Below are 4859 nucleotides of genomic sequence, written 5' to 3' on the forward strand. Positions count from 1 at the left end.
CTTTCGCGTCCATAGCTGCCTCCAGAAGTTTGTGTTGATTTCTCTTCTGAGAGGCCGCACCTTGCTATGTCAACTATTTTTTGAGATTTTTAGTGGTTTTTCTCCTCTGAAACTCTAAACTCTAGTTACTGGATTCTGTTGAGAGAAAACCTTGGGTTTGGCTCGGAGTATGGCGTACAAAGGGATTCATCCGGTGGTAAGGAAAGTGAAGAAATCCTATAAAGCGGGAGTATCCCTGAGTAAGCAGGCCATGCGTGAATTGGAAAAACGATTTGACAGAAAACCTGATCTGGAATCATGGTTTGTCACAATCAATCCAATTACAAAATTGGGGTAATCTATTTTTTCCGAGGCCCTTATGTGGAACAGGAGGCTGTGTATGTCTGATGTTGAGAAAGGTCAGTCACTGCTTTCCGCACTGGAAAATTTACGGGACAAGGTGAGCTTAGATGGAGGCTGATGCCGGACAAGTGTTGATCTACCAGTCCGAATCGGGGCAGACCCGGCTGGAGGTGCGGCTGGTGGAGGAAACCGTCTGGCTGACCCAGGCACAAATGGCGGAATTGTTTCAGACTTCGGCGGACAATATCAGTCTGCACCTGAAAAACATCTTTGAAGACAAAGAGTTGGAAGAGGTGGCAACTACCGAGGATTTCTCGGTAGTTCGTCTGGAGGGGGGAAGACAGGTACGCCGCAATCTGAAGCACTACAACCTGGACGCCATTATTTCAGTAGGATATCGGGTGAAATCCCAAACCGCCACCCGTTTTCGCCAGTGGGCAACCCGGCAGTTGAAGGAGTATATCGTCAAGGGCTTTGTCATGGACGACGAGCGCCTGAAGAACCCGGACCAGGCCTTCGATTACTTCGATGAGCTGTTGCGGCGCATCCAGGATATCCGTACATCGGAAAAGCGCTTCTACCGCAAGATTACCGATATTTACGCCACCAGCGTGGACTATGACCCCACGCTGGATATCAGTATCAATTTCTTCAAGACGGTGCAGAACAAGATGCACTGGGCTATTACCGGTCACACCGCCGCCGAGTTGATTCGTGAGCGTGCCGACAGCGACAAGCCCAATATGGGCCTGAGCAGTTGGCGTGGCGACAAGGTGCGAAAACGCGATGTGGTGGTGGCCAAGAATTACCTGAACGAGGAAGAACTGCTGGCGTTGAATAATTTGGTGGAACAGTACTTGGTGTTTGCCGAAGGCCAGGCGATGCGCCGGATTCCGATGCACATGCGTGACTGGGTGCAGAAACTCGATGGCTTTTTGAGCCTGAACGACTGCAACATTCTGGATCATGCGGGCAAGGTGTCGCATGAGATGGCGAAAGAACTCGCCGAGAAGGAATACGACCGGTTTCACCAGCAGCGTTTGAAAGATGAAGCTCTGCAGGCAGAGCGGGAAGACATTGCTGCACTGGAAAAGCTGGAGGAACAACTGGCTTCCAGTCCACATAAGCCTCCCGGGAAGCAGGAGAAGTAAACGTGAGCGTGTTGAAATTCAAATTCGACGGCAATCTCGACTACCAGCAACGCGCCATTGAATCTGTTGTGGGTTTGTTCGAGGGGCAGCCATTGGCCAACGAGACTTACTCGGTATCTATCGGCACCCAGGAAGGCGGTAGCCAGCTGGCCTTGGGAGATGGTGAGTTTTCCAACATCGCGGCAGTGGCCAATCAACTGGTGCTGACCGATGAACTGCTACTGGAGAACCTGCACAAAATACAGGAAGACAACAATCGCTGCCAGCCATGGAGAGCGAAGCGAAGGCTGGTAGACCCCAGTAGCCGCGAGGCCGCACTGTTTTCCCGGCGTGCCTTGCGCCAGAGGGAAAACAAAGTAGGCCTCCGAACGCGGCGTCCAGTCATATGGGAGTCAAGTACGGAGCAGCAACGAGCTTGCGAAGTTGTTGCGTAGTGCTTGGTGACCAGGACGGCTGGGGCACAAATAGGTTGTCAAAGGCTGAGTCGATTTTGGGGACTGGGATGTCCCAAAATCTATCACGAGGCCGAAGACACGCTTGATCCCCTTGCAGCCGGAACTGGCTGGCCATCATTTCTCGGTGGAAATGGAGACCGGCACAGGCAAGACCTACGTCTATTTGCGCACGTTGTTCGAGCTGAACAAGCGCTACGGCTTCACCAAGTTCATCGTGGTGGTGCCGAGTATTGCCATACGTGAAGGGGTACAGAAGAGCCTTGAAGTCATGCGCGAGCATTTCAAGGAACTCTATGACCAGGTGCCTTACGACAGCTTTGTGTATGATCCGAAACAGCTGGGCCAGGTGCGCCAGTTTGCCACCTCGAACAAAATTCAGCTGATGGTGATCAATATCCAGGCCTTTGACAAAGCCCGGGCGATCCTGAACCAGGAAAATGATCGCCTCTCCGGCGTGCGGCCCATCGATTTCATCCGCGCTACCTGTCCGATCATGATCATCGACGAACCACAGTCGGTAGAGGGTGACACCCGCAAGATGCAAACCAAGCGTTCACAGGCGTTGGAAAGCCTCAATCCCCTCTGCACGTTGCGCTATTCCGCCACCCACAAGAATCCTTACAACCTGCTGTATGTGCTGAATCCGATCGATGCCTACGATTTGCGCCTGGTCAAGCGTATCGAGGTGGCCAGCCTGGTGGGAGAAGATGGCTTCAACAGCACCTTCGTCGGCCTGAAAAGCGTTGATAACAGCAAGGGAATCAAAGCCAGACTGCAGATCAACATCAATGAACCGGCAGGGCCAAAGAAGAAGATACTCACTTTCAAACAGGGTGATGACCTGTACCTGAAATCCAAAGAGCGCCTGGAGTACCAGCATGGCTGGCTGGTGGCCAATATCTCCTGCGAGCCAGGCCTGGAAACGGCGCAATCAGCTTGGGCAAGATTGGTCAGTGGTTTGAAGAGGCCTACAATGAACTGATGCAAAAACCCCTTTACAAAGGGCTGCTCAGTTTTCCGGTAGAACAGGTTCACAACGGCTATTTTTCCCAGGATAAAGGGATTGCCAAGGATACCTCTGGCAAGACCAAAGCCGATGAAGATACCTATGCCCTGATCATGCGGGATAAAGAGCGTCTGCTGTCTGCGGATGAGCCGCTGAGGTTTATTTTCTCACACTCAGCGCTACGTGAAGGTTGGGACAATCCCAATGTCTTCCAGATTTGCACTCTCAACGAGACACGTTCACAGGACCGCAAGCGTCAGGAGATCGGCCGTGGTCTGCGCCTTCCGGTGGATGAGTACGGAGAGCGGGTATTCGATCCGACCGTCAACCGGCTGACCGTCGTCGCCAACGAGTCGTATGATGATTTTGCCCGCCAGTTACAGAGCGAGTATGAGGAAGACTACGGCATTGGGTTTGGCAGAGTCGATATCACCGCTTTTGCCAAACTGGCAAATCCACAAGCCAAGCAATACACCCCCCTGGGCAAGGACGTTTCCAAGACGTTGTATGAGTCGTTGGTGAACAATGGCTACCTGGACGGCGAGGGCAGGGTACAGGACAAATTCGACCCGAAGAATCCCCATTTCGTACTGGCATTGCCCGATGAGTGGGCACACATGCGCTCCCAGATTGTCGATGAGTTGAACAAGTACGTCTTCAAGAACCGTGTGGTGAACTCCCGTGATCGCAGGAACCTGGAGCTGCGCAAGAACGTCACCCTCGATCCGACCTTCAGGGCGCTTTGGAAGAAGATCAGCCAGAAGACCCGCTACCGGGTAACTTTCGATACTGACGAACTGGTGAAAAAAACGGCGAAAGCTATCGTGGAGATGCCCAAAATCCACAAACCACGGATCACAACAGCCGTCTACCGCCAGAATATGTCCAAAGCAGGTATTGAGGGCGAACAAATCTCAGGTGGTGTCAGGGATGTAGCCCAGCCACCCGTGCTGCCTGATATTCTGGCCTACTTGCAGAACAGTACCGAACTGACCCGTCACACACTGGTACGGATACTCAAAGAACCTGGTCGCTTGGGTGACTTCCTGCTCAATCCACAGGTCTTCATCAACCAGGTAACCGATATTATCCAGCGGGAGTTACACCGGGTGACGGTCAACGGTATCGAGTACGAAAAAATTGGTGGTGTGGTCTATGAAATGCACCGCATGGAGGAAGAGTCCGAGCGGGGGATTACCCATTACCTGAATAACCTCTACGAAGTGCAAAACGGTGACAAGACGCTGTTCAACTACGTCGAATTTGATTCCGATGTCGAGAAAGAATTCGCCATGGCCTGCGATCTTGATGACCGAGTCAAGTTCTACTGCAAACTCCCTCCCCAATTCAAAGTTGATACCCCCGTTGGTCCCTACAATCCCGACTGGGCCCTCGTTACAGAGAACGAGGAAAAGCTCTACCTCATCCGCGAGACCAAGAGCACCAGAAACCTCGCCGAACTTCGTGACAAGGAGAAAGACAAGATAGCGTGTGGTAAGAAGCACTTTGAGGCGATTGGGGTGGACTATGACGTGGTGACCACGTTGGAAGAGGCGTTATCAGGGTAACCGGTCAAACCATACCGTTCTTCTCTCGGTGAATCTTGTGCCATAACCTGTCTCCACATTCACTGACGGGAGCACGATATGAGCAGGCGACGTAACAAGACTGAGTGGCAACGACTGATTGATGAGCAGACAACGAGCGGGCTGAGTCAGAAGGCATTCTGCCAACAGGTGGGGATTCCGCTCGCCACTTTCGGCTATTGGAAGCGCAAGCTTCAAGCGTAAGCGCCAAACAATCAGCCCTATTGCATTTTTTTGACGGGCGTGTTCCAGGGTAGCAGGGCTTCAATGTCCTCAACCGTCCTGGCATTGCCGATGTGCTGCAGCACATGGTGGAGGT

6 protein-coding genes are annotated in these 4859 nt (G+C 52.5%); 4 read left to right on the top strand and 2 right to left on the bottom strand.

Annotated elements, in window-relative coordinates:
* Nucleotides 1-449 precede the first annotated feature (449 nt).
* Nucleotides 450-1493, top strand: coding sequence for a virulence RhuM family protein (locus ACOCD2_RS12375; protein WP_293647975.1), 1044 nt, complete (start codon nucleotides 450-452; stop codon nucleotides 1491-1493).
* A gap of 193 nt (nucleotides 1494-1686) precedes the next feature.
* Here the strand turns inward: ACOCD2_RS12375 and ACOCD2_RS12380 are convergent, their stop codons facing one another.
* Nucleotides 1687-1848 carry a hypothetical protein gene (locus ACOCD2_RS12380; RefSeq protein ID WP_293647977.1) on the bottom strand — a complete coding sequence of 54 codons (162 nt, stop codon included), beginning with the start codon at nucleotides 1846-1848 and terminating at the stop codon, nucleotides 1687-1689.
* A gap of 37 nt (nucleotides 1849-1885) precedes the next feature.
* Nucleotides 1886-2014 (bottom strand): hypothetical protein, encoded by a 129-nt coding sequence (locus ACOCD2_RS12385; protein WP_293646551.1) that lies wholly within the window; start codon nucleotides 2012-2014, stop codon nucleotides 1886-1888.
* A gap of 16 nt (nucleotides 2015-2030) precedes the next feature.
* On the opposite strand from ACOCD2_RS12385, the gene ACOCD2_RS12390 reads away from it, so the two are divergent.
* From ACOCD2_RS12390 to tnpA, 3 genes are all read left to right on the top strand, one after another.
* The gene (locus tag ACOCD2_RS12390) at nucleotides 2031-2930 is read left to right on the top strand and encodes a DEAD/DEAH box helicase family protein (RefSeq protein ID WP_294031445.1); all 900 of its coding nucleotides are present in this window, start codon (nucleotides 2031-2033) and stop codon (nucleotides 2928-2930) included.
* On the top strand, nucleotides 2885-4522 hold the full coding sequence (locus tag ACOCD2_RS12395; RefSeq protein ID WP_293647983.1) for a hypothetical protein: 1638 nt from the start codon (nucleotides 2885-2887) through the stop codon (nucleotides 4520-4522). Before ACOCD2_RS12390 ends, ACOCD2_RS12395 begins: the two co-directional genes overlap by 46 nt.
* Nucleotides 4523-4600: 78 nt before the next feature.
* The gene (gene tnpA, locus ACOCD2_RS12400) at nucleotides 4601-4744 is read left to right on the top strand and encodes an IS66 family insertion sequence element accessory protein TnpA (protein ID WP_293647985.1); all 144 of its coding nucleotides are present in this window, start codon (nucleotides 4601-4603) and stop codon (nucleotides 4742-4744) included.
* Nucleotides 4745-4859 lie beyond the last annotated feature (115 nt).

It is taken from the genome of Thiolapillus sp. (genome assembly GCF_048562965.1).
In the GTDB taxonomy this organism is placed as follows: domain Bacteria; phylum Pseudomonadota; class Gammaproteobacteria; order Chromatiales; family Chromatiaceae; genus Thiolapillus; species Thiolapillus brandeum_A.